The 25674-nt window shown below is 51.1% G+C and carries 23 protein-coding genes; 12 read left to right on the top strand and 11 right to left on the bottom strand.

Going from position 1 to position 25674, the window contains the following annotated elements; genetic code table 11:
• The first annotated feature begins 22 nt into the window (after positions 1–22).
• Positions 23–607, top strand: a complete 585-nt coding sequence (locus CHB92_RS05160) for a hypothetical protein (RefSeq protein ID WP_106219061.1) — start codon at positions 23–25, stop codon at positions 605–607.
• Between the two features lie 45 nt (positions 608–652).
• Here the strand turns inward: CHB92_RS05160 and CHB92_RS05155 are convergent, their stop codons facing one another.
• The gene (locus CHB92_RS05155; RefSeq protein WP_089318190.1) at positions 653–1288 is read right to left on the bottom strand and encodes a YdeI/OmpD-associated family protein; all 636 of its coding nucleotides are present in this window, start codon (positions 1286–1288) and stop codon (positions 653–655) included.
• A 126-nt stretch (positions 1289–1414) separates the two neighbouring features.
• On the opposite strand from CHB92_RS05155, the gene CHB92_RS05150 reads away from it, so the two are divergent.
• From CHB92_RS05150 to CHB92_RS05140, 3 genes are all read left to right on the top strand, one after another.
• On the top strand, positions 1415–2659 hold the full coding sequence (locus tag CHB92_RS05150) for an MFS transporter (protein ID WP_089318111.1): 1245 nt from the start codon (positions 1415–1417) through the stop codon (positions 2657–2659).
• A gap of 155 nt (positions 2660–2814) precedes the next feature.
• Positions 2815–3372, top strand: coding sequence for a hypothetical protein (locus CHB92_RS05145; RefSeq protein WP_106219062.1), 558 nt, complete (start codon positions 2815–2817; stop codon positions 3370–3372).
• 155 nt (positions 3373–3527) lie between these two features.
• Positions 3528–3863: a DUF4286 family protein gene (locus CHB92_RS05140; protein ID WP_089318109.1), complete on the top strand. Its 336-nt coding sequence runs from the start codon at positions 3528–3530 to the stop codon at positions 3861–3863.
• A gap of 57 nt (positions 3864–3920) precedes the next feature.
• On the opposite strand, the gene CHB92_RS05135 is transcribed toward CHB92_RS05140, so the two are convergent.
• From CHB92_RS05135 to CHB92_RS05120, 4 genes are all read right to left on the bottom strand, one after another.
• Positions 3921–4391, bottom strand: coding sequence for a GNAT family N-acetyltransferase (locus tag CHB92_RS05135; RefSeq protein ID WP_089318108.1), 471 nt, complete (start codon positions 4389–4391; stop codon positions 3921–3923).
• 38 nt (positions 4392–4429) lie between these two features.
• Positions 4430–5179 carry an acyl-[acyl-carrier-protein] thioesterase gene (locus tag CHB92_RS05130; protein ID WP_089318107.1) on the bottom strand — a complete coding sequence of 250 codons (750 nt, stop codon included), beginning with the start codon at positions 5177–5179 and terminating at the stop codon, positions 4430–4432.
• Positions 5180–5299: 120 nt separating this feature from the next.
• Complete coding sequence (locus tag CHB92_RS05125) at positions 5300–5767, bottom strand: hypothetical protein (RefSeq protein WP_089318106.1); 468 nt, start codon at positions 5765–5767, stop codon at positions 5300–5302.
• A gap of 155 nt (positions 5768–5922) precedes the next feature.
• Positions 5923–8115 carry a prolyl oligopeptidase family serine peptidase gene (locus CHB92_RS05120; protein ID WP_089318105.1) on the bottom strand — a complete coding sequence of 731 codons (2193 nt, stop codon included), beginning with the start codon at positions 8113–8115 and terminating at the stop codon, positions 5923–5925.
• 276 nt (positions 8116–8391) lie between these two features.
• On the opposite strand from CHB92_RS05120, the gene CHB92_RS05115 reads away from it, so the two are divergent.
• Complete coding sequence (locus CHB92_RS05115; RefSeq protein WP_089318104.1) at positions 8392–9045, top strand: 2OG-Fe(II) oxygenase; 654 nt, start codon at positions 8392–8394, stop codon at positions 9043–9045.
• A 75-nt stretch (positions 9046–9120) separates the two neighbouring features.
• Here the strand turns inward: CHB92_RS05115 and CHB92_RS05110 are convergent, their stop codons facing one another.
• Positions 9121–10122, bottom strand: a complete 1002-nt coding sequence (locus CHB92_RS05110) for a sugar nucleotidyltransferase (protein ID WP_089318103.1) — start codon at positions 10120–10122, stop codon at positions 9121–9123.
• A 291-nt stretch (positions 10123–10413) separates the two neighbouring features.
• Between CHB92_RS05110 and CHB92_RS05105 the strand changes: the two genes are divergently transcribed.
• From CHB92_RS05105 to CHB92_RS05090, 4 genes are all read left to right on the top strand, one after another.
• Positions 10414–10992 carry a LemA family protein gene (locus CHB92_RS05105; RefSeq protein ID WP_089318102.1) on the top strand — a complete coding sequence of 193 codons (579 nt, stop codon included), beginning with the start codon at positions 10414–10416 and terminating at the stop codon, positions 10990–10992.
• 25 nt (positions 10993–11017) lie between these two features.
• Complete coding sequence (locus tag CHB92_RS05100; RefSeq protein ID WP_089318101.1) at positions 11018–11455, top strand: TPM domain-containing protein; 438 nt, start codon at positions 11018–11020, stop codon at positions 11453–11455.
• Positions 11456–11460: 5 nt separating this feature from the next.
• Complete coding sequence (locus CHB92_RS05095) at positions 11461–12243, top strand: TPM domain-containing protein (RefSeq protein WP_089318100.1); 783 nt, start codon at positions 11461–11463, stop codon at positions 12241–12243.
• Between the two features lie 237 nt (positions 12244–12480).
• Positions 12481–15117: an ATP-binding protein gene (locus CHB92_RS05090; RefSeq protein ID WP_089318099.1), complete on the top strand. Its 2637-nt coding sequence runs from the start codon at positions 12481–12483 to the stop codon at positions 15115–15117.
• A 5-nt stretch (positions 15118–15122) separates the two neighbouring features.
• On the opposite strand, the gene CHB92_RS05085 is transcribed toward CHB92_RS05090, so the two are convergent.
• Positions 15123–16502, bottom strand: a complete 1380-nt coding sequence (locus CHB92_RS05085; RefSeq protein WP_089318098.1) for a sigma-54-dependent transcriptional regulator — start codon at positions 16500–16502, stop codon at positions 15123–15125.
• A gap of 248 nt (positions 16503–16750) precedes the next feature.
• Positions 16751–17068, bottom strand: coding sequence for a hypothetical protein (locus tag CHB92_RS05080; RefSeq protein ID WP_089318097.1), 318 nt, complete (start codon positions 17066–17068; stop codon positions 16751–16753).
• A gap of 170 nt (positions 17069–17238) precedes the next feature.
• Here CHB92_RS05080 and CHB92_RS26425 point away from each other — a divergent pair, with 170 nt between their 5' ends.
• Positions 17239–17544: a hypothetical protein gene (locus CHB92_RS26425; protein WP_144266270.1), complete on the top strand. Its 306-nt coding sequence runs from the start codon at positions 17239–17241 to the stop codon at positions 17542–17544.
• A 228-nt stretch (positions 17545–17772) separates the two neighbouring features.
• Complete coding sequence (polA, locus tag CHB92_RS05070; RefSeq protein ID WP_089318189.1) at positions 17773–20613, top strand: DNA polymerase I; 2841 nt, start codon at positions 17773–17775, stop codon at positions 20611–20613.
• A 210-nt stretch (positions 20614–20823) separates the two neighbouring features.
• Here polA and CHB92_RS05065 read toward each other — a convergent pair whose 3' ends face one another.
• The gene (locus CHB92_RS05065; RefSeq protein ID WP_089318095.1) at positions 20824–22167 is read right to left on the bottom strand and encodes an SGNH/GDSL hydrolase family protein; all 1344 of its coding nucleotides are present in this window, start codon (positions 22165–22167) and stop codon (positions 20824–20826) included.
• 18 nt (positions 22168–22185) lie between these two features.
• Entirely contained in the window at positions 22186–23424 is a 1239-nt protein-coding gene (locus tag CHB92_RS05060; protein ID WP_089318094.1) for an OmpP1/FadL family transporter, read from the bottom strand.
• Positions 23425–23771: 347 nt separating this feature from the next.
• On the opposite strand from CHB92_RS05060, the gene CHB92_RS05055 reads away from it, so the two are divergent.
• Positions 23772–24674, top strand: a complete 903-nt coding sequence (locus tag CHB92_RS05055; RefSeq protein ID WP_089318093.1) for an NAD(P)/FAD-dependent oxidoreductase — start codon at positions 23772–23774, stop codon at positions 24672–24674.
• A gap of 70 nt (positions 24675–24744) precedes the next feature.
• Here CHB92_RS05055 and CHB92_RS05050 read toward each other — a convergent pair whose 3' ends face one another.
• Positions 24745–25581: a cyanophycinase gene (locus tag CHB92_RS05050; RefSeq protein ID WP_089318092.1), complete on the bottom strand. Its 837-nt coding sequence runs from the start codon at positions 25579–25581 to the stop codon at positions 24745–24747.
• Positions 25582–25674: the final 93 nt, after the last annotated feature.

Raw genomic sequence — 25674 nt, 5'->3', positions numbered from 1 at the left:
TTCTTAAATCCATCCCATACTCATGAAAAAGTTATTCCGACCTTACTTTGCCTTCTTAATGCTAGGATCTTTGTTATTTACCGCCGCATCCTGCGGAGATGACGATCCTGCGCCAGACGAGGAAGAAGATCAGGAGTTGATTACTACTGCCACCCTTACGTTAGTGCCTGAAGGCAAAGGGCAGACTGTTACGGCTACTTTTAGCGACCCAGACGGTCCGGGCGGCACCAATGCCACCATCGAGACTTTGAATTTAGCGCCTAACACAACCTATAATGCGGCCATCACCTTTTCGGACGACAGTCAGACACCACCCGTGGATATTACTGCGGAGATAGAAGCAGAAGGAGATGAGCATCAGATTTTTTACGAAGTGCTGAACACAGTAAGTGGCCAAAACCTGCAAGAGAACCTTGCCGTGACAAACAGAAACAACGACGTTAACGGGCTGCCCCTTGGCTTAACAGCAACCGTTACGACAGAAAACACCAGCAGCGGTGCTTTGCGCGTGACCCTGAAACACCAGGGAGAGAAGAAAAACGCAAGCAGCGGAATTTCTGTGGGAGAAACAGACGTGCAGGCAGAGTTCCCGGTTGTAATTCAATAGCAATAAAATACCTGACAGGAAGGGGCAACTTGCGTTGCCCCTTTTTTATGCCTGTACCTGTTGCTTTTGGCGCAGCTGCTCTACAGCCTTACTGATACGCCTGGCCCGCGTCTCCGGCTTCTTGGCCTCCAACACAGACACGACGTACTCTTTCCGGTGTGTAAAGGCCAGGCTGTTGAAGTACTCCAGCAACTCAGCCTCTTCTAAAGCTACCCCCAGGTCTTCTGGCACAACCACGGTCTTTGCCCTCCTATCGATGCCGAGCATGTCTACACCAAAGCGTGAGGCTTCTTTCCGCTCTGAACGGGGCTTGAAACGAAGCGCAGACCAGGTTTCATCCATCGCGACCTGCCGTACCGCCTCAAACCCCAGCGTTGTGAGGGCACTCCAGCCTTTGTCGCGCGTCAGGTCTGTTTTCATACCAGACGATTTCTTTGGGTAAGCTATCCAGAGTACTGCGTCTGGCTTGCACGCAGCAGCCTTAGGAGCAAGTGCCTCCAATTCTGCTGCGTTCCTCACAAACGCCAGCACGGCCTCATACGTCCCTGTTCCCGCCACTTCTTCTGCTGTTGAAAGCAGGTACCCCTCCTCTGAGAGGATTTGGGCAAATACCTGTGGCTCATTTACAAGTAACAGTTTCTGTGCAGGCTTTAGCTGTAGTTTTTTCCCGAGCACTGGCATAAGCATATTTTTTAGAGGTTTTTTCAGCCCTAAGCTACAAAAATATCTCTGCTGCGGCACCTCCATATACCCTCTTTGCAGTATGCAAGACAAGAGCTATCTTAGGAGATATAAAAGGGACTATATATGCCAGACCTGAAAACAACTCCCCAGAACAAGTCGCTGTTTAATGCCTCTGTTATTGTGGCTGCGCTAGGCTACTTTGTGGACATCTACGACCTGGTGCTGTTTAGCATTGTGCGCATCCCCAGCTTGAGAGATCTGGGTATTGTAAGCCCGGCTGCTTTGCTCGAAGAAGGGGTGCTGCTATTAAACATGCAAATGGCTGGCATGCTCATCGGCGGCGTGATATGGGGTATTTTAGGGGATAAAAAAGGACGCCTGTCCGTGCTGTTCGGTTCTATTTTCCTGTATTCGGTAGCCAACATCATGAATGGCTTTGTTAACGACATCCCAATGTATGCTTTCCTGCGCTTCGTAGCCGGCTTGGGCCTGGCAGGGGAGCTAGGAGCAGGCATTACGCTGGTATCAGAGGTGCTCCCGAAAGAGAAACGCGGCTACGGCACCATGATCGTGGCCACCATCGGCATATCCGGTGCCATCCTGGCCGGCGTGGTAGGGGAGTACTTTGGCTGGCGCACGGCTTACTTTATCGGGGGTGGCTTAGGTCTGCTGCTGCTCTTCCTGCGGATTGGCGTGTATGAGTCAGGGATGTTTAAAAGCCTGCAGAGCTCATCCCATGTTACACGTGGAAACTTCCTGAGCCTCTTCACAAACGGCAAGCGCTTCCGGAGATATCTTAAGTGCATTTTGGTAGGAATCCCTATCTGGTACGTGGTAGGTATCCTGATCACTTTCTCTCCGGAGTTTGGTGTTGTGTTGGGCGTTACAGAGGCTGTCTCGGCGGCTAAGGCTGTTTCTTTCTGCTACCTGGGGCTGGTGTTCGGTGACTTTTTCAGCGGTTTCCTGAGCCAGCGCTTTAAGAGCAGGCGCAACATTATCCTTGTTTTCCTGCTCCTGACGGCCGGATTTGTTGCCCTCTATCTACTTAGTGGGGGCTTAGCTGTAAACTCTTTTTATGTGCTCTGTGCTGCGCTCGGCTTTGCCAGTGGCTATTGGGCTGTGTTTGTCACGATCGCAGCAGAGCAGTTCGGCACAAACATCCGAGCCACCGTTACCACCACTGTGCCTAACTTTGTGCGCGGCGCGGTCGTACCGCTCACCCTGGCTTTTGAGGCCTTCAAAGACAGCTGGGGACTTGTGCCGACAGCCATGGCCCTGGGTGGTCTGTCTCTTACAGTGGCAGCTATCTCCATACTTACTTTAGAGGAAACTTACTCAAAGGACCTGGATTACCTGGAACCAGTATAATTTGAGTTTGAACAGAGTTCCTTTCCTCATCCCACCTCAGAGCTAAAACCCCTATAACATTTTGGTAACCAGGCAAAAACAGCACTAAATAACAACGTTTTGCCCATAGGCGGGTATAAATAAGTATAATTTTTATACTTAAAATATTATGGCCTATGAAAGCAATTTATACCCCCCGTTCTTCCGCTTTAATTTTGTGGGCTTTACTTCTTTTTTTCCTGCCTTTCTTTTCTTCCTGTACCAGGCACAGAGAACCGGAGGCAGACGAACTATTAGCGAAGCGAGAGACCGTAACCGCTAAAGAAATGCCTCCGGTTACGCTGGCCGCCATTCACGATAGTGCTGATGAGGTTTACTTCGACCTGATTGCCAACACATCCGGTTGCTTAGGGGAGGACCTTTGGCTAGGCGGCAAGCTGGAAACTAACAGCAGAATAACGATGGCGAGCTCCGGAGCCCAATCTTCTGCCAGAGAGTACACAGTGACAGAGCTAACAGCAACAGGTCTCAACTCGAACAACAGCTTCTTTGTGAATAACCCTTCGGGCTCTCTAAGAGCTGTTTGTGATGCAAATGGTGTTATTCACCTACAGCTTAACGAAGGCCAACTACAATTAACCACTAAAAACAAGCTTACCCCTATTGTTGTGGCTTTTCAGGCAGACCAGGAGAATGAGACTGGTGAAATAGCGGGTAGCTGGAGCTGCCGGTAAACCTGCTAAGGTAAAGTAACAGCAGGCTCAGCCTGCCTTACTAGGAAATAAGCTGTGCTTACTCATTTCAGCTCCCAAAAACAACTAACTTCCCCTAGCTCCAAAAACCTGTAGCAGACCCCTCCCCAAAAGGGCTAAAATTCGTACCTTCGGATATGATTTTGTATAACGAAACAGTAAATATCGAAAACGGAGTAGCCGAGGAGTGGCTACAGTGGATGAAGGAGGTGCACATACCGGAGGTAATGCGCACAGGTTATTTTCTGCGCAACCAGGTTGCCCGTCTGATAGGAGAGGTAAACAACGGCGGCACGACTTACGCCGTGCAGTACTCCTGCCGTAACATGGCAGACCTGGAGGAGTACAAGCGGGAACATGCCGATGCGCTGTACCGCAAGCAGCTGCAGCGCTACGAAGGCAAGTTTGTAATTTTCAGCTCGATGCTGGAAGTTGTAGGCGTGGACGTAGAGCGCGACCAACAGGAAGACTAAAAGGAAATCCCTCTGCAGATACCTGCAGAGGGATTTCCTTTTATATATGCACAGCAACTAAGCTGAGAAATTCTGGATCTGTGCCTCTGTTAGCGTACAGTTGATCCATTCTTCACCTAAGTCTGCTCCTACGCTTTTATAGAAGGTAATGGCAGGCTCGTTCCAATCCAGTACCTGCCATCTGAAGCGCTTGGCCCCTGTCTCTTTTGCCTCCTGGGCTACTGCGTTAAAGAGCTTACGCCCGATTCCTGCCCGACGCAGGCGCTCCGTTACCACTAAGTCCTCCAGCCAAAGCGTTCGTCCTTTCCAGGTGGAATAGGCGGTGTAATAAAGTGCAATCCCCACAATCCTCTCTTCTGACTCTGCCACAAAAAACTTGTAAACAGGGTTCTCTCCGAAGCCGTCGCGGCGCATGTCCTCTACAGTATTCGTCACCTCTTCCGGCGCCCGCTCAAACACTGCCAGCTCCTGTATAAGTGCATACACCTGTGGGAGGTCCTCTTCTGTACCTCTTCTAATCTGTACCATGTAATCTGATTTGTCTCGTGTGTCTTTTATAATACTCTCTATTCCAGGGGGCTCCAGCTTGTTTTTGCCTGTACCAGTTCTTTCCCTGTCTCCTGGCTGCTCAGTTTGTGCAAGAAAACCCCTTCTTCGTCGGCTGGCGCCACGGTTGCCACCACGGTGTCTCCCAGCACACTTTCTGCCCGGAAGATGATGTCTACCTCGCACAGTTGCTTTTGCTCCAGCACTTCCAGTGGCGTTGTGTCCAAAGCCCACTGCAGAAAGCGGGTATTCGTCACGTGCCGGTTCAGGTCAATATCATGCCAGCGGACCAGGATCTGCTCCTCCACTGTTGGCTCCTGCAGCGCTGGCAACTTGCCTTTAGCAAAAGGAAGCGGCTCCTCCGTCGGCATTATCTCCAACGCAGTGATAAAGTCAGGCAAAGAGACCAGTTGGCGCTTCACCATGTCCATCACCAGCCATACACTGGTTGCCTGCCCCAGCAATTCCCTGTCCGGACCATATATCCGGAAGTCGCGGTGCATGAAAACACGTTCACGCGCGGAGGCCCAGGTTTCCACCCTTATTTGTTCCCCGTGCTTTGGATAACGGAACATCTCCACGCGCAGGCGCTGCAGCACCCAGGTAAGGTCTCGCTCTAACAGATCATACATAGATATACCCAGGGTAACCGTGTTATCCCAGGCAGACTCATGCATGTAGTTTACCAAGGCTGGCAGGGTAGCCTGCCCCCGGAAGTCTATCTCACTTGAGCGGATCGTAAACGTGCTAAAGCTTCCTACTGCTTTCATTGCTTTCTGCTTGTTCAGTTGCTAAGGTACGGAAGAATACCTGCCCCTGCCACCCTAGGCCTCTTAAAACAGAAAGCACACCCGCTGGCAGGTGTGCTTTCTGTACTAGAATATGCACGCTTACATCATCGAGCCAATGCCCATGCCAATAAACATGAACAGCAGCGCCAGCGCATAAAAGCCGAATACCACAATGGTCAGTATCCCCACAAACTTGAGCAGTGACTTCAGGTTCTTGAACGACGCTGTCACCAGGTCCTCATTTTGCGTGCGCAAGCCATCCTCCATCTTTGCTGAGAACCTGTAAAGGTACAGCACCGGGAAAAAGTACAACAGCGCAAACAGCAGGTAAAAGACGGTAAAGAAGCCTCCGCCCATCATACCTGCCATCCCCTCCATGCCTTCCATGGCAGAGCCAAACATGGTCCCGGCAAAAACACTCATCACCACCATCAGGCCAATTACCACAAAACCAACAATAGCTAAAAACTTACCCCATTTAGCCGCGCTACGTAAATAGTCGGCTGAAAGGGCGTTGATGCCTAAAGGCTGCGGGGCAGGGGCGTTGTCGTAGAAGTCGGCTTCCATAAATGAATAAGTTCGTTTTAGATGATGTTCTAAAATATGCAAAAATACCTATACTATCTACAACAGTAGCTGAATATTCTAAACCCGCTAAAAAGAAAGCCGGGCTGCCTGATACAGGCAGCCCGGCTTTTAGTAAAAATCAGACTTACACCCTACTACTGGTTCTCCGGGTAAGGGTTCACGCCCATGTTTTTATAAACGAAGGCCCAGGTATCGGCATATTCCTGTATTAGCAGGGAGGTCGGCTTTCCGGCACCATGACCGGCACGTACATCCACACGAATCAGATACGGATTGCCTGGAGCACCTTTCTCCTGTAGTTCTGAGATAAACTTAAAGGAGTGTGCTGGCACCACCCGGTCATCATGGTCAGCGGTCTTCACCAGGGTAGCCGGGTACTTCACCCCCTCTTTGATGTTGTGCAGCGGCGAGAAGGTATACAGGTTCTTGAACTGTGCCTCGTCCTCAGAAGAGCCGTACTCTGGTACCCACGCCCAACCAATGGTAAACTTATGGAAGCGCAGCATGTCCATCACGCCAACAGCCGGCAAGGCCACTTTAGCAAGCTCTGGGCGCTGGGTCATAAAGGCTCCTACCAGCAAGCCACCGTTAGAACCACCTGATACAGCCAGTTTTTCACTGGACGTATAGCCTTCCGAAATCAGGTACTCGGCAGCAGTAATAAAATCATCAAAAACATTCTGCTTGTTCGGCGTCATACCGGCTTTATGCCAGGCCTCGCCGTACTCGCCGCCGCCGCGCAGGTTCGGCATGGCATACACCCCGCCATTCTCCAGCCACAGCATGTTCGAAATGCTAAAGCTTGGTGTCAGCGATACGTTAAAGCCGCCGTAGCCATACAACAGGGTAGGGTTATCGCCATTTAGCTCCAGGCCTTTTTTGTGCACAATAAACATCGGCACCTTTGTCCCGTCCACGGAGGTATAAAAGACCTGCTTCGTCTCAAAGGCTTCTGTGTCCACGTTCACCTCTGTTTTGCGGAAGAGGCTTACTTTGTTATTCGGGATATCGTAGCGGTAGATGGTTGGTGGATAAGTAAAGGACGTGAAGGTGAAGAACACCTCTTTATCTTCCTTCTCACCGTTAAAGCCACTCACCGTACCGATTGCAGGAAGCTCTACTGTAGTCAGTTGCTTGCCGCTCTGGTCATACACCACTACCTGGCTGGCAGCGTCCTTCATGTAGGTCACAATGACCCTGCCACCGGCCGTAGACACGTTGGTGATTACATTCTGGTTTTCCGGCACTACTGTTTTCCAGTTCTGCTCCTGCGGCTTCTTCGGGTCAACCAGAACCAGGCGGTAACGCGGTGCATTCTTGTTCGTCATCACCAGCAGCTTATCCCCGAAGTTATCCACCACGTTGTACTCGTTCTCGAAATTCTCCACGATAGGCTTTATCGTCGCCTTCGGATCTTGCAGGTCTTTATAGTACAAGGCATTGGCACCACTGGCACCTTCAGACACATTCAGGACCAGGAAGCGCTCATCATCTGTCGTCTGCCCGTAAAAATTACGCAGGGCGTGTGCTTTATCCTCGTACACCAGCTTGTCCTGGCTTTGCGGCGTGCCTACTTTGTGGTAGTACACTTTGTGGTACTCGTTCTTGTTCGCCAGCTTGTTTCCTTCAGTAGGAGCATCATAGCGGCTGTAGAAGAAGCCGTCCTTGTACCAGCTCGGGCTGGAGAACTTCACCCACTCCACCTGGTCGTCCAGCTTTTTGCCAGTTGTGGCATCCATCAAATGATAGGTGTTCCAGTCAGAACCGCCGCTGGAAGTACCGTAGGCCACATACTTCCCGTCTTCGGAGAAGTTAAAAGCGGTAAGGGCTACCGTGCCGTCTTCCGACAGCTTGTTCGGGTCAAAGAATACCTTCGGCTCGTCTTCGAGGCTCTCCTGTACGTACAGTACGCTTTGGTTCTGCAGACCATTGTTTTTAAAGAAGTAGTACTTGCCACCCTCTTTAAACGGAGCCCCATATTTCGGATAATTCCAGATCTCTGTCAAACGGGCCTTGATCTTATCGCGGAACGCGATGTCGTTCAAATAGCCAAAAGTTACCTCATTTTGCTCCTCTATCCACTCGTCCACCTCTTCGGTATGTGTTTCCAACCAACGGTAGGGGTCTGCTACCTGGGTCCCGAAGTAATTATCCACCTGGTCCACCTTTTTGGTGTCCGGGTAATCAAACTCTTTCTCAGCTGAAGAAACAGCTGCAGTCCTATTTTCTGTCGTCATGCCTGTGGCAGTTGTATCTGTTTGGGTTGACTTACAAGCCGACACAGCCGTAAGGCCGCCGGCCAGCAACATTATTTTAGTTTTATTCATAAAGGGCTACGCCTGTAAAATTGTTTAAGATATAGTCAAATAGAATTGTCCAATATACGCATTTCACTTCTCTTTTCAGAAACCTTGCCATTTATGCCCCTTGTTACACAGTCTACTTTCAGCCTTAGAACCAGCTTGTTATAGGTTGATGATTTCTTATTGCCTTACCTGTACAAGTGATGTATTTAGTCACTACTTTTGCCCACTTTTTACCTCTCATGTAGCCTAAAAAGGAATCTGTAAGTATAAAAGGACAAACAAGAAAGAGGGAACCACATGGTCGAAGAACTGGACGAGAAAACACTGCAGAAGTTTGAGCAGATCGCCGACAGGCTTTCTGAAAAGGGCTATGCCATCATTGATAACTTCCTGACACCACAGGAGGTGCATGACATTTTGGGCGTACTGGCACACCACCAGGAGCAGGGCACCTTCAGAAAGGCGGGCATAGGCGCTGCCGATCAGTTTACAGTGGACAAGGAAGTACGGGGTGACTATATCCGTTGGATTGAACCAAAGGAGGCTCTGCCCCCTACAAAAGTGTTCCTGGAGCGAATGGATGAAGTGATGCGCTACATAAACCGCACCTGTTTCCTGGGGCTAAAGGATTATGAGTTCCATTTTACGGTCTACCCTCCGGGCACCGTGTACCAGCGCCACATAGACCAGTTTCAGGCGAATGACCACCGCCGTCTTTCTTTTATCTGTTACCTAAACGAGAACTGGCTACCTGAGCATGGGGGTAATCTGCGTTTGTATTTACCGCAAGAAGACGGCGCAGAGGAGGAAGTGGACGTTCTGCCAATCGCCGGTCGCCTCGCCTGTTTCCGCGCCGACCTGATTCCACACGAGGTACTGATGGCGACCCGCCACCGCTATAGCCTTACCGGCTGGATGCTGGACCAGCTGAACGAGCTGACGTTTTTGTAACAGTCCCGGCGCTATAAGTTGAACGCCACCCTTCCACACACTTTCAGAACCTGCAGATGCTACGAGATCTACCAGCTACTGCCCAAAATTAATCTCGGTGCTGTCGCCGATGTTCAGGCTGTGGCTGAAGCCTCTAAAGGAAGCATCACTGCCAATGATAGAATCCTGCATTACGGCGAAGCGCAGCTCGGCATAGGTACCAATAATGGAGTTGCTCAGGATACAGTTCTCGATAGTCGCGTTGTCCCCGATCGCCACATTCGGACCAATAATCGAGTTGTAGATGGCACAGTCGCTGCCAATACTAACAGGTGGAATGATAATGCAGCCCGGAAACTGGTCGCTAGGGGGATGCGCGCGGAACTTAGGGCGGTTCAGCAGGGTAGCGTTTGCCTCCAGTAAGGTTTCTTTCCGGCCACAGTCAAACCAATGGTCCACGCTCCAGGTCACCATTTTCTCTCCGTTCTTGATCATGTGCATCAAGGCATCCGTCAGGTGATACTCCTCCTGCGTGCGAATGTCTTCCTTGATGATGTGCTCTAAAGAGGCAACCAGCTTCTTCGGTTGCACGATCTTGTAAAGGCCTACCAGGGCAAAGTTAGATTTCGGGATTTTTGGCTTCTCCACCAGCTTTACGATAAACTCATCGTTTCCTACCTCTGTCACCCCAAAGAGGGAGGGCTTCGCTACTTTCTTTATTCCCAGCACTGAGTAGGGGGCCTCTATAAAAGCTTTCAGGTCTACGTCTACAATTGCATCCCCGAGCATGATGAGCACACTCTCGTCTTGCTCATAAGTATGGCGAGCCACCCACAGGGCATGCCCCAGGCCTTCGCGCGGCTCCTGCACCACAAACTCGGCATGCAGTTGGGGGTAGGTACTGCGCACGTAGTGCTCTACCTTCTCACCTAAATACCCGATTACAAAAACAAACTCCTGCAAGCCCGCCTCCAACAGCTTGTCGATGATATGGCCAAGTATAGTTTTATCCGCTACAGGCACCAGTGACTTGGGTTGTGTATGCGTGTGTGGCCGAAGCCTTGAACCAACGCCTGCTACGGGAATAACTACTTTCATATACTATACTTTTCCTGCAATATATCTATACAAAACTATAACTTCAAGAAAGGCAAAAGGTTCGCGTACCGGTTAACAGCTTTACGAACAAGTGAACCACCCAGCGATAAAAAACCGCTGTACCCTCTACAAAAGTAAAAGCAAGCCGGGCTTTTGCCCCTCATGAAAGACAGGTTAATATAGACATTATCAAATATTAATAGCCTTCTTAACGTTGCCTTCTTAACTTCGTAGTTACAATGCCCGCAAAAACAAAGGGAAACGTATACCACCTTATACCCATACTAACTTATGAAAAAACTGTTTTTTTACCTTCTCGGATTTGTGATCCTGGCTTCTCAGTCTTCCTGCGGATATAACGAGATCGTACAGAAAGACGAAGGCGTGGAAGCCCAGTGGGCCAACGTGCAGAACGTTTACCAACGTCGCGCCGACCTGATCCCGAACCTGGTCAACACTGTAAAGGGTGCCGCCGACTTTGAGCAGGAAACGCTGACACAGGTCATAGAGGCACGTGCAAAGGCCACCAGCGTCAACATTAGCCCCGACAACCTGACCCCGGAGAACATAGAGCGCTTTCAGCAGGCACAAGGGGAGCTCTCAGGTGCCTTAAGCCGTTTATTGGTTTCTGTGGAGCGCTATCCGGAGCTGAAAGCAAACCAGAACTTTCTGGAGCTGCAGGCCCAGCTGGAAGGAACGGAGAACCGCATTGCCGTAGAGCGCCGTAAGTTTAACGAAACGGTACAGGACTACAACTCCTATATCCGCGCATTTCCGCGTAACCTAACCGCTAATATGTTTGACTTTGAGCGAAAAGGCTACTTCGAGGCCGAAGCAAGTGCACAGGAGGCACCAACTGTGCAGTTCTAATGAAGATTGAGTAAACACGAACGCCATGCCGAGAGACACGATAACACCAGCTGACGAGCAGCAGATTATGGCCGCCATACAGGAGGCCGAAACAAACACCTCCGGGGAAATACGCGTGCACATTGAGAGCAACTGCGAAGGCGATGTGCTGGACCGCGCCACAGAGGTCTTTGCGGAACTGAACATGCACCACACGAAATTGCGGAACGGAGTGCTGTTTTACGTGGCCCTGGAAGATCACCAGTTCGCTGTGCTGGGGGACGCGGGCATCAACGCCATTGTACCAGACCATTTCTGGGAAGACATCACGGCGGAGGTCATCAAGCATTTCAAGCAAAAGAAGTATGCCGCAGGCCTGGCCAAGGGTGTGCTGATGGCTGGTGAGCAACTCAAAGCACACTTCCCTTATAACGAGAGGGGAGACATCAACGAACTGAGCGATGATATTTCGTTCGGAGACTAAAACCTATGAAGCACTTCATTCTACTTTTGCACTGCTGCCTTCTGAGCTTGCTGGCTCTCGGGCAAAACAGTGATTTCCCGCCACGCCCTAACCCACCGCGCCTGGTAAACGACTTGGCCGACATGCTAAGTGCAGAAGAGGAGCAGGCGTTGGAGCAAAAGCTGGTTAATTACAACGACACCACCTCCACGCAGGTCGCTGTCGTTACCCTTATCTCCATCGGGGATTACGATATAAACCAGTATGCCGCCGCGCTAGGCGAGCGCTGGGGAATAGGCACGGAGCAAAACGACAACGGTCTGATCATACTGGTGGCCAAGAACGAGCGCAAAGTAGCGATACAGACCGGCTACGGCATGGAAGCCCTGGTACCGGACGCGCTCGCAAAACGGATTACCGAGCGCACACTCAAGCCTAACTTTCAGGAGGGCGAGTACTATAGGGGGCTCAACGAAGCAACCAGCCTGATCATCAGCCTGGCTAGCGGAGCCTACCAGGCTGAGCCTGACGAGCAGGAAGAAGGGGGCTCAGGCCCCTCCCTGGTGTTTATCATGATCATTGTACTCCTGGTTGTCTTCATTCTCTCCCGGATGGGTGGCGGTCGCGGAGGCAGAGGCGGCGGTAGGCGCTACTCCCGTACGTTTGGCGGCCCTGTTATCGTGCCGGGAGGCTTCGGCACCTTCCGCTCCGGCGGGGGCGTTTTTGGAGGTGGCGGCGGAGGCGGAGGAGGCTTCGGCGGCTTTGGCGGAGGCTCCTTTGGCGGAGGAGGAGCCAGCAGTAGTTGGTAGTTAGTGGCTTAAACACAAAACAAGAAGGGCCGGGGCAGAAAGGGTTAGAACTTTCTGCCCCGGCCCTTCTCTATAGGCACACCCCCTAAAGCATTAGCTATCAAGACACTGTAGCTATAGCTTGTTCCTTCTTACAGCTGATTCACCTACCAGTGCTGGTACAATCATTTCTCTTTTTCTGTCGTTATAGAACTTTATGCCGCAAAAGCTGCTTTAGGTAAAGAGAAAAACTACCCCATGAAGAAACTTGGAGATAGCATACGGGTAAAGGTAGTAATTGGCTTCGGGCTGGCGCTTAGCATATTCGTGTTTGCCATCTACCTCACCTATACGAGCTTCACTCAGCTGCTTCACTCTGTGAACGTGCTGTCGAAGCCCAACAGGAAGTTGATAGAACTACAGCACACTTTGGCCACTATCTCCACGGCTGAAAGCGCCATACGTGCCTATACCCTCACCACAAAGGAGGAGCACTTCAAGTCTTACCTCTGCCACCTCGACACGATCCAGAACCAGATCGACTCTTTACAGCTGCTCATGAAAAATAGCCCCCAGGAGCTGGCACAGGTCGACTCGGTTTCTGCTTTGTTAAAGGAAAAGCAGAAAAGCATGGAGCGCTTTGTCGCGCTGAAGAAGCAACAGAAGAAAAACAATTACTCCAACAAAGCCCTCCAACAGATTGCCTCTACGGCAGAAGAAAAGCCGCTGGCCACCACCATCACCCAGCACACAACCACGACCATATCAGACCGGCTAAGCCTGCACCAGCAGGAAGACGAGCAAAAGGAGACGAGGCGGGAAAAGGAAAAACCCCGGGAAAACAAACGCGGGCTCTTTAGCAGAATATTCTCCAAGAAAGAAAAGCAGGTGCCTGAGGATACCATGCCTCCTAAAGTAATCGTGCCACAGCTGAACGTGACACGTGAGGTAGCCATAGATACCAGCGCCAGTACGGCCCCCGTGGCTCCCTTGGCCAAAGTACGCCGCATCCTGCACAACGTGCAACGGGAGGCAGACCAGAAAGAAGAACAGCTGGAGGCCGAAGAACTGGCCTTGCTACAGAACGATAAGCAGATCATGGACCAGGTCCGGGACATGATGTACAAGCTAGAGCATTACGAACAGGACCAGGCACGGCAGAACGCGGAGCAGGTAAAGGCTGTAGCCCATGAAACATCCGTTACCCTGCTTATTATCGGCTTACTGGGTCTGGGTAGCGGCGGCGCTTTTATGCTGCTTATCCTTCGTGATGTAACGCGCAGTGATAACTACAAGTCGAGGCTGATAAAGGCGCAGAAAGAAGCCGTGCAACTGGCACGCGCCAAAGAGGCTTTTGTAGCGAACATGAGCCACGAGATGCGCACGCCCCTTAACGTAATCCTCGGTTTTACACAACAGCTGAACCATACAGCCCTAGACACGCAACAGCAGGAACACCTGCAGGCAGTGAACGGGGCAGGGCAGCACCTTCTGCATATCGTAAACGATGTGCTCGACCTGTCTAAAATAGAAGCTGGAAAGCTGGACATTACCCCCACTCCTTTTAGCCTGAAGCAGTTGCTTACGGAAGTGGAGCAGGCCTTTGCCCTAAAGGCCTCGAGCAAACATATTGCTTTTAAGTGCCAGGCAGAGGAAACGATTCCTGATGCGCTGCAAGGGGATGTGCTTCGTTTAAAGCAGGTCATGTTTAACCTCGTGGATAATGCCATCAAGTTCACGCATGAAGGGCAGGTACAGGTAAACGCGAAGCTAAAAAGCCGGCGAAGGAGCCGGGTCGTGGTCAGCATAACGGTGGCCGATACGGGCATTGGCATTCCGGAAGAACGCCTGCAGCATGTGTTTGGGGAGTTTAACCAGGCAGACGACTCCATTCTGCGCAAGTACGGAGGTACGGGGCTTGGCCTGTCCATCAGCAAAAAGCTGGTAGAAATACAGGGCGGTACCCTGTCGGTAAGCAGCCAGCATAACCGGGGCACAGCCTTTACGGTTGTACTGCCTTTGCAGGAAAGTAAAGAGACCGTGCCTGCCACCCCTGCTGTAGCCGTTCCGCAAGCACCTGCTTTTAACGGCTACACTGCGCTGGTAGTGGATGATGATGCTTACAGCCGTACGCTCTGTAACCTGATTCTGAGCAGGTGGGGCATAGAGGTGCACCTGGCCAACGACGGGCAGGAGGCCTTGGCGCTGGTACAACAGCACCAGTATGATGTGGTACTGACAGACATACAGCTGCCTGGCATGAGTGGTAAAACGGTAGCCCGCAACATTCGCAAGCAGGACAAGAAGGTGCCGATCATTGCCCTCACAGCCAATGTACTAAGTAATGACAGTGACTTCTTTAAGAACACGCCTATTAAGACTCACTTATTAAAGCCTTACACGGAGCAGGAGTTGCACCAAAAACTCGCCGAAACGCTACCAACCCTACCTGTTACGATTGCCCCAGATAAGGAGCAAGTTGAGGCCCAGCCTAATGAACCTACTGGTGAGACAGGCCTTTACAGCCTGCATGAGATGCGCCTTTTCACGGGGCAGGATAACCAAACGCTGGCGGCAGTACTGGAGGTACTTCTCGCTGATCAGCAGCAGAGCCTGGAGCAGCTGTCTGCTGTAGCCAAACAGGAGGATTGGGAGAAAGCCGGGAACATTGCCCATAAAATGCTGACCGGCTTCCGGCACCTGCAGGCATACACTGTGATACCGCATCTGCAGGAGCTGGAGCAGGTCCTGCATGGCGCTAAGGCAAACACAAAAGACCTGCAGAAAGTGGTGGCCGAAACAGAGCAAAAAACGCAACGGGTACTGGCGGCGCTTCAAAAAGAGCTGGAAGCGCTCAGGCGCTCGGTTGCACAGCAAGCGCAAGCTATAGCATAACCCGGCTAAGCCTCGATATTATACAGCTTTAGCTTGTTGTAAAGGGTCTTGCGGTCTATTTTCAGCAGTCGGGCGGCTTTGGATTTGTTGTATTTCACGCGCTCCAGCATTTGCACGATCAGCTCCCGCTCATTGCGCTCGTTAAGGCTCTTAAGATCAATATCGGCCGTAATGGGCTGTGGAATGACGGTGTGGGCTGGCACCACTTCCTCTGGCTCTGGCTTAAAGTCTACAATTTCTTTCGGTAGCTCCTGTAGCGTTACCTGATTTGTTTTAGCCAGCAGCACGGCGCGTTTCACTACATTGCGTAGTTCCCGCAGGTTTCCGGGCCAGTTGTAGTTCTCCATGGCCTCCTCCACTTCATCTTCAAAACCGGCGACGTTTCTTTCCAGGTCCTTATTTGCTTGTTGCAGAAAGTGCCTGGCAAAAAGCAGTACATCTCCATCGCGCTCGCGCAGGGGCGGGATGTTAATCTTAAACTCATTTAGGCGGTGATACAGGTCCTCGCGGAACTGCCCGTTGGCCACGGCTTGCTGCAAGTCCTCGTTGGTAGCAGCTAACACCCGTACATCCACGTCCAGGTCCGTCGTACTTCCCACTTTCCGCACTTTCCGCTCCTGCAGGGCGCGCAGCAACTTTACCTGTACCTCATAGGGCAGGTTTCCAATCTCATCCAGAAACAGGGTGCCACCCTCTGCCGCTTCAAACTGCCCCTGCTTGTCTTTCATGGCTCCGGTAAAGGCACCTTTCACATAACCAAAAAGCTCACTCCCCGCCAGTTCCTTAGAAAGAGCCCCGCAGTCGATGGCCACAAAAGGCTTATCGGCCCGCTTACTGCTCCGATGGATCATACTGGCTACATATTCCTTGCCCGTACCGCTCTCCCCTTCAATGATAACAGATAGGTTAGTAGGCGCCACCAGTGAGATAAACTCTTCGATCTGGGAAGCCTGCGGACTCTGCCCCCGCACAAACTGGAAACCGCCCACTACGGCGGCAGGTGCTGCAGCTTTGGCAGGTGCTGTTTTTTTGCTAAGCGCGTTTTGCACAACCAACAGGGTTTCGTCGGGGTTGATAGGCTTGGTGATGTACTCAAAAGCGCCCATCTTGATGGCTCTAACGGCTGTGCGGATGTCCGCGTAATGCGTCATCAGGATCACAGGCAGGTCCTCGGACAGTACCCGTATCTGTGGTAATAGTTCCAGGCCGTCTTTGTCCGGCAACCGGAAGTCTGTTAGCACTAAGTCAAAAGAGGACGACTTGAGTGCCTGCAGCCCATCATTAGCAGTATAGGCGGTTTCCACCTCATATTGCTGCCGCTGCAAAAAAGCCTTCAGCATCAGGCAGAAGGCTGGGTCGTCATCAATCAGAAGAATCTTTGGCATAGATCGTTAAATACTGTGGTAACATGCAGTCTCATAGACTTTATGCAGCTAATACATAACGACCAAGACACTATAATTGTTCTATTGGTTCGTTTATCTATCTCACCTATGAAGCACCGCGCTGCTGTACCTTCTTATCTAACGCCAGACCGAATAATAATAGTACCCAAAACAGCAGGAGCTTCCGCGCCAACGGAAGCTCCTGCCATAACTTATATAATAAGCAATAAAGCTCTACTACTTACTGCTTAACTGGTTACCTTGTTACCAGCCTCATCATAGCGTACTACAATGGGTTCTTGCTCCCCTTTCTTTAGCTGTAACTCAAAGATAGTGGCCTCGCCCTCTTTCACCGGCGCTATCTTGTAGATTTCGCCATACGTAAAGCCCTTGTACTCACTGTTCTCCACGGCCGCTTTCACTGCTTCCGGAAGCTCTTCAGCTGTTACCTTCTGCTTTTCTTGCAGTACTGTTTGTGTTTGCGGCGAGTCCTGGGCCTGCGCATTCATAGCGACAGTTGTTCCCAACAAGGCAAAGGCCAGGGCTAAAAAAGTTGTCTTCTTCATGATTTACTATGCTTAAAATCAATTATTGCTTCTACTGTTAGGCTTACTCTGCACTAGCCAATGGTTTCCCCGCCTCATCGAAACGAGCTACCGCTTGCTCCTGCTTCGCGTTTGTGAAACGCACCTCGTAGGTTGGTCTAGCGTCTGGAGTCTGTGCGTCCGGAGCTACCTTGTACACTTCGCTTACTTGCCAGTCCTTCAGGTTATCGCTTTTCAGGGACTGCTTTACGGCATCAGGCAGTTCTTCTTCTGTTATCTTCTGCTTGCCTGTTTCCTGCTGCACTTGCTCTTGTGTAGCTGGGGTGCTGCTAACCTGTGCGTTGGCTTCAGTGGACAAAAAGCCGAAGGCGGCTATTACGAAGGCGAATACGGTTGCTTTTTTCATGACTTTGTTTCTTAAAGTGTTTACAATGTTGATTGTTTCTCTGCTGTTCCCTTATGACATAACTGTGCCAAAGGCCACACTTAAACCGTAACAATCTTATTACCAGCACCTTAAAAACAAATCCCGGCATAGTTACCAGATAACCGAATAGGGGAAAGGCGTGGAGCATCTTCCACACCTTGCGTAAGGGCGCCGCATATTGGGCAACAGTTCTTGGGGCAAGGGAGGCCCTGTACAAAACAATTTTCGGCCTTTACCCCTTACTTTAGCAAGCGCCCTGCCCGTACTTGGGTTAGGGAAAATTGACTACCTTTATACCATGAGTGAACCACGTAAGAAACTATTTCTGCTAGATGCCCTGGCATTGATATATCGTGCGCATTTTGCCTTCAGCAAGAACCCGCGCATCAACTCTAAGGGCATGAACACAGGGGCTGCCCTTGGCTTTACCAACACGTTGGTAGACGTACTGCAGCGAGAGCAGCCAACCCATATTGGGATCGCCTTCGATTCAGCAGCAAAGACTTTCCGCCACGATAGTTTTGCCGACTACAAGGCAAACCGCCAGGCCCAGCCGGAGGATATCTCTATTGCCATCCCCTACTGTAAGAAGATCGCGGAGGCTTTCAACATTCCTGTGCTGATCCTGGACGGCTATGAGGCGGATGATATCATCGGTACGATGGCGTGCAAAGCCGAGAAAGAAGGCTTTGACGTGTACATGATGACACCCGACAAGGACTACTGCCAACTGGTTACAGAGCATGTGTTTCTTTACAAGCCTGCTTTCCTGGGTAATGCCGTGGAAGTATGGGATGTACAAAAGGTGCTGGAGAAATGGGAAGTGGAGCGTGTAGAGCAGGTGATCGACATCCTGGGCCTGCAGGGCGATGCTGTGGACAACATCCCGGGGATCCCGGGAATAGGGGAGAAAACGGCCAAGTCCCTGATCCAACGCTTCGGCTCTGTTGAGAACCTGATCGCCAACAGCGACCAGTTGAAGGGCAAGCAGAAAGAGAACGTGGAGAAGTTTGCCGAGCAGGGGCTTATGTCCAAAGAGCTGGCTACCATCCATTGCGATGTACCACTTACTTTCAGTGCCGAAGCCCTGCATTACGATGGCCCGAACGAGGAGCAGCTGACTGAACTGTTTGCTGAACTGGAGTTCCGGCAGCTGGCACAGCGTGTATTAGGGCAGTCATTAGCCGATGCCACGACAGCCACGGCTACCAAGCCAGCACGTAAAAGTAAAGCCGCTGCGCAAGGCCAGACCTCTCTGTTTGATATTGCGACTGCAGAAGAAGAACAAACGGAAGCAGAGTCGGTGCTTACCCCTTTGCAGAGCATCCATACCAAACGGCACGACTATCACCTCATCAATACCCCTGAGTTACGCCAGAACCTGATGAAGTACCTGCTGCGGCAGGACGAGATCTCCTTTGATACCGAAACGACCAGCACGGACCCTATCACGGCCAGACTAGTGGGCATGTCCTTCTGCTATCGTCCCGGTGAGGCTTACTATGTGCCGGTGCCTGCTGATAACAGAGAAGAGGCCCTTCGCATTGTAGGGGATTTTAAACCTGTGCTCGAAAGCCCGAACATTTCCATGATCGGTCAGAACATCAAGTACGACATCCTGGTGATGAAAAACTATGACGTGGAGGTGCAAGGCCCTATCTTCGACACCATGCTCGCCCATTACCTGCTGGAGCCCGAAATGCGCCACAACATGGACGTGCTGTCGGAAACTTACCTGAACTACAGTCCGGTACCCATCACAGACCTGATAGGGCCAAAAGGCAAGAACCAGAAAACGATGGCAGACCTGACTCCGGAAGAGGTAAAGGACTATGCTTGTGAGGACGCTGACATAACCCTGCAGCTGAAGCAGTACTTTGAGCCTCTGCTACAAGAGCAGGGCTTGATGAAACTTTTCCGGGATGTGGAGAACCCCTTGGTGCAGGTATTGGCCGCTATCGAAAAGGAGGGAATCAGCATAGATGCCAACGCGCTGGCTGACTACTCGACAGAACTTGAGTCTGAAATAGCTGGTATAGAGAAACGTATTTTCGAAACAGCAGGAGAGGAGTTTAACATCGGCTCCCCCAAGCAACTCGGCGAGATCCTGTTCGACAAGCTGCAGCTCCATGGCAAGAGCAAGATAAAGAAGACGAAGACGGGACAGTATGCCACCGGAGAGGAGATCCTGATCAAATTGGCCTCAGAGCATGAGATCGTGCGCCTGATCCTGGATCACCGCCAGCTCACAAAGCTAAAGTCAACCTACGTAGACGCACTGCCGCAACTCGTGTGTGAACAGGACAACCGGGTGCATACCTCCTTTAACCAGGCGGTAACGGCTACCGGACGCCTCAGCTCCACCAACCCGAACCTGCAGAACATCCCTATCCGCACAGAGCGGGGCCGCGAAATACGGAAAGCCTTTGTTGCCCGCAACAGCAGGCACCTCATCATCTCCGCTGACTATTCGCAGATAGAGCTCCGCATTATGGCGGACTTTAGCGGAGACCCGACCATGAAAGAGGCCTTTAAGAACGGACAGGACATTCATGCCTCAACAGCCAGCAAAGTGTTTCACGTGCCATTAGAGAAAGTGGACAGCGAAATGCGACGCAAGGCAAAGATGGTGAACTTCGGGATCATCTACGGCATCTCTGCCTTTGGCCTGGCAGAACGTCTAAGCATCCCGCGCCGGGAGGCAGCCGACATTATTGAGGCCTACTTTCAGGAGTTCCCGGCCGTAAAGGAGTACATGGACAGCGCCATTGAGAAAGCCCGTGAACTGGAATATGCCGAGACAGTATTGGGCCGCCGCCGTTACCTCCGGGATATCAACTCCCGTAACCAGAACATGCGGGCCTTTGCGGAGCGTAACGCTATCAATGCTCCTATCCAGGGTACTGCCGCCGACATCATCAAGATCGCGATGATCAACATACACGATTATTTACGCCAGGAGAGATTGCAGACCCGCATGATCCTTCAGGTGCATGACGAACTTTTATTTGATGCCCCAAAAGAGGAAGTGGAGATCGTGACACCAAAAATAGTCGAGCTGATGACGAACGCCCTGCCGTTAAGCGTACCGATGGAGATAGGCCTAGGCGTTGGGAAAGACTGGCTGGAAGCACATTAAGAATCAGAATTTGCAAGGTTCTTTTATCTGAATCAAAATGTACAGGTTTTGGGATGAGCAGGATACTTGTATTAAAATAAGCTTTACTGAAACGGTTTCCCAATTTGTGTTTACAGCCGTCCTATAAATTTATAAATCCTGTGCATCCTGGCTCAGACAAAAAAAGCACCTCAAAGGAGGTGCTTTTTTTCTTTAGAGCTTCTTTAAACTTTAGTTGTTGTTAGGGAAAACTACCGTGCGATATTGGGTTACATCCACAGTAGGAATGCTTGCATTATAGTATTCGTTGGCTACCCGAATAAACTCGTTCGCGATGATGGCATATCCCCGGGGCGTTAGATGTATGCCATCCAGCGAGAAGAGGTTACCGCTGATAAAGGCAGGAGAGTAAGTCACCTCGTCTATCTTAAAGCCTCCTTTAATGGAATTAAAGAAAGCATTCACATCAAACACAGGAATGTTGTTTGCAGCGGCTATCTCAGCAATAGCATCGTTAAGCAGTTTGGTGTGGTTCTTCACTTCCACCACCTCATCCTTGTCCAGCACCTCGTTATCGTTCAGCGGGTTGGCAGGGTTAAAACCGTGCGGGATAACCACCGGGCCGTTAGGCGTCTGTACCTGGTCCGGACGGCCTATGTTTGCCTTGGCAGACAAAAGCACCAGATCATCAGCAGTTAGTTCACGAACATCAGACGGTGCCGGTCCTACTTTAATATACACCTTCAGGTCAGGAGCTCCCGCACCCTGTCTAATTGCAGCGAGCGTTACTGTGTTAAAAAATGGCACAGCTGTTACATCCGGGATGTTAGCAATAACCCCCTCCACTTCCCCGCCATCTGTTAGCTCATTAACCAACAGGGAATAAATAGTCTTAAAGCTAACCACTGGGGTCTTATCGCTCAGAGGGTTGGCTGGATCTGCGACAGCACCGTTCGTGGCATAGGTCAGGATGTCGTTGTTGCCCAGCCAGAGCGTAAAGAACGTAGGGTCAGCTTCTGCCACTCGCTGCAGGTAGCTTTTCGTGCCCACTTCCGCATCCGGAAGCAAACGCTCGAAGTAAGGGTTAATAGCACCGTACTGCGTAGAGTAGCTTGATAGCACAGACATGCCTGGAACTGCGAGGTTGTTTACAGGTTGTGTAAACTTCGTGAGGCGGGGCCCACCTGGCAAAGGCGGAACATCTGTTCTGACAGCAAGGTTATCTGTAACACGCTCCGTAACAGGAGAGGTTGGGGTAGGCAGTGCCGCCAGCCTTAAATATCCGGAACCGTTTCTTTGTGCTGCTGTAAAAAGAGGCTGCACAAACTCACCACCACCTACTTCCTCGAACTGATCTGCCAGAATAGCCGGATAAGAGTACAGCTGCCCCTCCAGGTACAAGCCGCCATCCTGAAAACCAGCAGTAAGAGAGTTTCCTACAGCAACGTAGTTACTGAAGTCTAGTTCTTCGCCTGCAGATGGATTAACCTCATAGTCCACCTCCGGCTCACAGCTTGTAAACAGCACGCTGCCGAAAAGGGCCAGTACACTTACTTTATAGATATACTTTTTCATATTGATCAGGAAAGAAAATTAGAATTTATAGTTCAGGCCTATGCCCGGGATATAGGCTACGGACTTGAAAGTACCAGCTACACCACCTGATAAGTTGGCAGGGTCTGTTCTTTCTTCTTTGTTCACGTACAGGAAGGAGGCATCCACACTGAAGTCATCAGAAAGATGGTAAGTGAGGCCGGCAGACAGACCAAGAGCGTTAGCATCCGGCGTCTCTGGGGTTAAGTAGCCATTGTTTACAGGCGTGGTGTCATAATACACCCCGGCACGCAGGGTAAGGGCATCACTGGACTTGTACTCTCCACCAATGCGGTAGATGTAGGCATCGTCATAGTTGCGGGCATTCTCAGAAAACAAGCGGCCACCTACCGGCTTCGTATAGTCGAAGCGTAATTTTTCATAGGCGCTCCACCCAACACGGCTAACATCCACCGCCAAGGTCACGCGATCGTTTGGACGGTAACCAACACCCACCGTAAGCGTGGAAGGCAAGGGCAATTCAGCAGAGAACTCTGTTCCCGGCTGAAACAAGGCAGAGGCAGAAGAGGGGAGGTCAGAGAAAGACACTTCTCCGCCTTCTACCTGCAGGTCGATTCTGGAGCGGTAGTCAATACCGATAGAGAATGCCTCGGTTGGCTGAAAATAAATACCGGCGTTAAAACCGAAGCCTGTGTTTGCACCACCATCCAGCTCAACGCCCGGCTCTGTACCGTCTGGCCCCTGCAGTGGTAACTGGCGCTGCAGGTTTACGCCGCCAGTAGCTATCACCAGACCCGCCCCAACGCCAACTTTATCAGATATCTGGTAGCTCAGGGTAGGCTGTATAAAGGCCGCCTCTAAGGAGAGCTGGGTTAAGCCAAAGCGGCCGTTCCACTCATCCCCCCAATTTACTGTGCTTCCAAATGGCGTGTACACTCCCAAGCCTGCTTTTAGCTTTTCGGTAATACCATACACGGCATACACTTCGAACGGAGTGCCTATCGGGTTATCTGTATTCGCCGTAGCACTGGTAAACTCGGTAGAACGGTAAGCGATTTTAGAAACGATGGCGCTTGCACCGATTGTTACGCCGTTCTCGCGCAGGAAGCTCATTGCACCAGGGTTAAAAAAGATACTTGAGGTACCGGCAACTATGCCTGTGCCTGTATGGCCCATCCCGATCTGTCGTTGGCTTGCCAGGTTTACCTGGTACCCTCCGGCCATAGCCGATGCCGACAGTAAAGTACCACCTAGTAAGGCTAAAATTTTGCTTTTCATAAATGCGGCTTTAATAAAGTAGGGTGATAATTAGTCCAAACAAATATAGAGTAATTGACTCACCATGCAAGGGGTTTTCAAATATTTTTACAAATGAGTCGAAAAGCAAAAAAAAGCGCTTCCTGTGTTCTTAATAGGTTCTTTTAAGCTACGCACAAGTATTTACTCACCTGGAACAGCCCGCCCGTTTACCTTTTTTCTGCCAGCCCCTCAACTGAGCGGAGAAAGGAAATATAAGGTGCGCTGCCTCCCGCTCACCAGGTAAAGTGCAAATTTATCATAGCTTTTACGCTACCTTATTTTGCTGCACGCCGTTTACAAGACTTCGAAATAAACCAGGACAGAGCATGTATGATGTCATCATAATTGGAGGCGGGCCTGCCGGGCTTAACGCGGCGATGCTGCTTGGTCGCTCCAGGCGCAAAGTAGTAGTGTTTGACGGAGGCAAGCCCCGTAACCGCTGGGCAGCATCACTAAACGGCTTCCTGACCAGCGATGGGATGCACCCCGGCGAGTTTCTTCAACGCGGTAAAGCAGAGCTGTCTAAGTACGGTGTGGAGATGAAAGAAACAGAGGTATCCTCTGCCACATACAGCAAAGGCCAGTTTGTAGTGAACGACGCCGACGAAAACGTGTACCGCTCCCGAAAGTTACTTTTAGCCACTGGCCTGAAAGATAATCTACCGGAGCTTGAAGGCCTGGAGCCGCTGTATGGTAAAAGCGTTCACCACTGCCCCTATTGTGATGGCTGGGAAAGCCGCGATAAAGCCATTGCGGTGTACGGACCCAAAAGAAAAGGCATAGGGCAGGCGCTGGCAATGAAGAACTGGAGCAACGGCGTGACCCTCTACACAGACGGCACCAACACTTTGCGTCGGGCCGACCTGGAATTATTGGAATTGAACGGGGTAAAGGTGTGCACCCAAAAGATCCAACGGCTGGAAGGAGAGGAAGGCATGCTGCAGTACATCGTACTGGAGGGGGGCGAAAAGCGCCCCCAGCAGGCCTTGTTCTTTTCGCTGGGCACCAAGCAACAGTCATCTTTAGGTGAGCAGCTAGGCTGTGAGTTTACAAGCAAAGGCGTCATTAAAACCCGTAAACTACAACACTCGAACATACCCGGCCTGTTTGTAGCCGGAGACGCTGCCCGCGACATGCAAATGGTGGTGGTGGCAGCTGCAGAAGGGGCACGGGCAGGAGTGGCCATTAACATGGAACTACAGCGGGAAGAACGAAAAAAGGTAAGTTAGCCAAATGGCGGTGTGGGCTTGTTCACTGCTGCGGCACCTTGGTGCTTGCCTTCTCGCAAAACAAAAAGCCTTACTTATTTGGTACTGCGATAGAGTTGGGGGCGTCCGCTTCCTGCACGGGTTGGAAGAGATGCTCCCGGAGGCAATAACGGTAGCCGCTTACCAAGAGGTGCATTTTCAGGTTTTCGACAGCAATGGGTTCATTTTCCTCTACCTGCCGGGTATTGGAGAAGCGAACATGGCTTCCGTCTATGATTGTGACGACTCCAGGGCCGAACACCTCTACCTGGTCGCCTTCTTTGATGATAATGCCGGTTTCCTCACTCAGCCCAATCCCGACGTAGTCCGGGTCATGGGCAACGGCATGGGCCAGTCGCCCAAAGCGCCCCCGCTCTACAAAATGCGTGTCGATGTACACATTACGGATAAAGGAACAGCCGTCGGTTGTTTTCATTTCGCCCTTGATTAGTGAGTAGTGCCCATAGCCATCATAAATCATGCGGTCAGACATCACCGCTGCCCCTGCGCTTGTTCCCGCTATGATAATGTCCTCCGCATGGTACCGGTAGCGCATGATACGCAATAACTCAGTACCATTTAGGAATGCCGCCAGCCGTACCTGGTCTCCTCCTGTAAAGAAGATGACATCAGCGCTCTGGATGCGCTCCAGGTTGTTTGGCGTGTCTGCCTCGTGCTCCTCATCTATGTGCATAAAGTGGGCATTGCTACAGCCTAGCTCCTCAAATGCCTCTTTATAAGCATTACCCGACGATTTGGGCTCCGTCGCGGCTGTCGCAATTACCTCTACCCGAGAGTGCAGATCGCATATCTCCGATTTGATTAGTTTAATCATCCCTTCGTCATCCCCTCCGCCAAGCGCTATCAATTTTCCTTTTACCTGCTCCATAGATACATTAACACCAAAAGAAGTATCTTATACTTACTTCTGTAGCAGGAAGTTTATCATTAAGCAGTATTTAAAAACAATGGTAGCTGCACC

Source organism: Pontibacter ummariensis, assembly GCF_900188175.1.
GTDB classification, from domain to species: Bacteria; Bacteroidota; Bacteroidia; order Cytophagales; family Hymenobacteraceae; genus Pontibacter; species Pontibacter ummariensis.
The sequence above is the reverse complement of the archived record's forward strand: the minus strand, read 5'-3'. Positions and strand labels throughout refer to the sequence as shown.

Excerpts from the sequence above, each read along its gene's own strand:
- CHB92_RS05160 (WP_106219061.1), top strand. The coding sequence starts at position 23 with ATGAAAAAGTTATTCCGACCTTACTTTGCCTTCTTAATGCTAGGATCT.
- CHB92_RS05155 (WP_089318190.1), bottom strand. The coding sequence starts at position 1,288 with ATGCCAGTGCTCGGGAAAAAACTACAGCTAAAGCCTGCACAGAAACTG.
- CHB92_RS05150 (WP_089318111.1), top strand. The coding sequence starts at position 1,415 with ATGCCAGACCTGAAAACAACTCCCCAGAACAAGTCGCTGTTTAATGCC.
- CHB92_RS05145 (WP_106219062.1), top strand. The coding sequence starts at position 2,815 with ATGAAAGCAATTTATACCCCCCGTTCTTCCGCTTTAATTTTGTGGGCT.
- CHB92_RS05140 (WP_089318109.1), top strand. The coding sequence starts at position 3,528 with ATGATTTTGTATAACGAAACAGTAAATATCGAAAACGGAGTAGCCGAG.
- CHB92_RS05135 (WP_089318108.1), bottom strand. The coding sequence starts at position 4,391 with ATGGTACAGATTAGAAGAGGTACAGAAGAGGACCTCCCACAGGTGTAT.
- CHB92_RS05130 (WP_089318107.1), bottom strand. The coding sequence starts at position 5,179 with ATGAAAGCAGTAGGAAGCTTTAGCACGTTTACGATCCGCTCAAGTGAG.
- CHB92_RS05125 (WP_089318106.1), bottom strand. The coding sequence starts at position 5,767 with ATGGAAGCCGACTTCTACGACAACGCCCCTGCCCCGCAGCCTTTAGGC.
- CHB92_RS05120 (WP_089318105.1), bottom strand. The coding sequence starts at position 8,115 with ATGAATAAAACTAAAATAATGTTGCTGGCCGGCGGCCTTACGGCTGTG.
- CHB92_RS05115 (WP_089318104.1), top strand. The coding sequence starts at position 8,392 with ATGGTCGAAGAACTGGACGAGAAAACACTGCAGAAGTTTGAGCAGATC.
- CHB92_RS05110 (WP_089318103.1), bottom strand. The coding sequence starts at position 10,122 with ATGAAAGTAGTTATTCCCGTAGCAGGCGTTGGTTCAAGGCTTCGGCCA.
- CHB92_RS05105 (WP_089318102.1), top strand. The coding sequence starts at position 10,414 with ATGAAAAAACTGTTTTTTTACCTTCTCGGATTTGTGATCCTGGCTTCT.
- CHB92_RS05100 (WP_089318101.1), top strand. The coding sequence starts at position 11,018 with ATGCCGAGAGACACGATAACACCAGCTGACGAGCAGCAGATTATGGCC.
- CHB92_RS05095 (WP_089318100.1), top strand. The coding sequence starts at position 11,461 with ATGAAGCACTTCATTCTACTTTTGCACTGCTGCCTTCTGAGCTTGCTG.
- CHB92_RS05090 (WP_089318099.1), top strand. The coding sequence starts at position 12,481 with ATGAAGAAACTTGGAGATAGCATACGGGTAAAGGTAGTAATTGGCTTC.
- CHB92_RS05085 (WP_089318098.1), bottom strand. The coding sequence starts at position 16,502 with ATGCCAAAGATTCTTCTGATTGATGACGACCCAGCCTTCTGCCTGATG.
- CHB92_RS05080 (WP_089318097.1), bottom strand. The coding sequence starts at position 17,068 with ATGAAGAAGACAACTTTTTTAGCCCTGGCCTTTGCCTTGTTGGGAACA.
- polA (WP_089318189.1), top strand. The coding sequence starts at position 17,773 with ATGAGTGAACCACGTAAGAAACTATTTCTGCTAGATGCCCTGGCATTG.
- CHB92_RS05065 (WP_089318095.1), bottom strand. The coding sequence starts at position 22,167 with ATGAAAAAGTATATCTATAAAGTAAGTGTACTGGCCCTTTTCGGCAGC.
- CHB92_RS05060 (WP_089318094.1), bottom strand. The coding sequence starts at position 23,424 with ATGAAAAGCAAAATTTTAGCCTTACTAGGTGGTACTTTACTGTCGGCA.
- CHB92_RS05055 (WP_089318093.1), top strand. The coding sequence starts at position 23,772 with ATGTATGATGTCATCATAATTGGAGGCGGGCCTGCCGGGCTTAACGCG.
- CHB92_RS05050 (WP_089318092.1), bottom strand. The coding sequence starts at position 25,581 with ATGGAGCAGGTAAAAGGAAAATTGATAGCGCTTGGCGGAGGGGATGAC.